The sequence below is a fragment of the Levilactobacillus cerevisiae genome (assembly GCF_003946245.1).
Classification (GTDB): Bacteria; Bacillota; Bacilli; order Lactobacillales; family Lactobacillaceae; genus Levilactobacillus; species Levilactobacillus cerevisiae.
In genome coordinates, this window is record NZ_RHNN01000078.1 from 1 (window position 1) to 1,339 (window position 1,339).

1 protein-coding gene is annotated in these 1,339 nt (G+C 45.0%); it reads left to right on the forward strand.

Annotated elements, in window-relative coordinates:
• Positions 1–114: 114 nt before the first annotated feature.
• On the forward strand, positions 115–1,287 hold the full coding sequence (locus tag EKM99_RS15655) for an IS256 family transposase (RefSeq protein WP_057879063.1): 1,173 nt from the start codon (positions 115–117) through the stop codon (positions 1,285–1,287).
• Positions 1,288–1,339: the final 52 nt, after the last annotated feature.

A 1,339-nucleotide genomic window follows, 5' to 3' on the forward strand; every position in this document is an offset into this window, starting at 1 on the left:
GAGTGTTTAAATAATTATGTGTAAATAGAAAAATAAGCAATTGAAAAGGGAAAGCCTCTCCCTTATGATAGTTAGCAACCACACTCACTTCATAGGACATAGGAGGCTTTCCCCATGACTCAGTTTAACAAAGAAATTATGGCAGCACTAGCACAAAAGCAAGATTTGGACGAAGTTTTTCGGCAACATTTGGAAACGGCCATCAATGATTTAATGCACGAGGAACTTTCATCGTTCCTCGGTTATGAACCCTACGACCGCCAAGGCTTTAACAGCGGCAATTCACGCAATGGGCATTATCTGCGAACCTTTAAAACTAAGTATGGGGAACTAAACTTGGAGGTTCCACGCGACCGAAATGGCGCCTTTAATACGCAAACTATTCCAAGCTATCAACGCCAAACGGATGGTTTAGAAGCCACGGTTGTCCAGCTCTACGAAAAAGGGATTACCACTAGTGAGATCGCGGATTTGATTGAGAAAATGTATGGTGCTCATTACACACCACAAACGGTTTCAAACCTCACGAAGGTCGTTGACCAACAGGTCAACGCCTTCAAGACGCGCCCTCTAGCGAGTCGTTACGCAGTCATTTATGTGGACGCAACATACTTACCTCTGCGCCGGGACTCAGTGGCTAAAGAAGCCGTGCATATCGCCATTGGCATTCGACCAAATGGTATGAAAGAGGTCCTAGCATACCAAGTCGCTCCAACTGAATCCAGTACCGTTTGGGAAGAGCTTCTCGTGGACATTCAGCAGCGTGGTGTAAAAGAAGTCCTCTTATTCGTGGCCGATGGCTTAGTCGGCCTTACCAACACAATTGGTGACCACTTCCCTAAGGCTAAGCTCCAGCAGTGCCTGATCCACGTCAGTCGGAACATTGAAGCTCACGTTCGAACTAAGGACCGACAAGAGGTCCTTAACGACTTCAAACTGATCCATCAAGCAGCTACCATGGACGACGCAAAACAGGCCTTAGCTGACTTCATAGACAAGTGGCAAAAGGCGTATCCAAAAGTAACGGGCAAGCTAGAAAATAATCCTCATCTCTTGACCTGTTTCACTTTTCCAGCTGCGATACGCAGTAGCATCTACAGCACAAATCTCATTGAATCATTCAACAAGAAGCTAAAACGGCAGACAAAGAAGAAAGAACAATTTCCAAATGAACCAGCACTAGAACGCGTTCTGGTCACAGTTATTCGTGACTACAACGGCCAAAATTTTGAGCGAACGCATCGAGGTTTCAAGCAAATTCAAGATACGTTAGAATCCATGTATTAGAAGCTAGCTAATGGGAGAGGACTTCCATTTACACAAAAAATTTGACACTCCC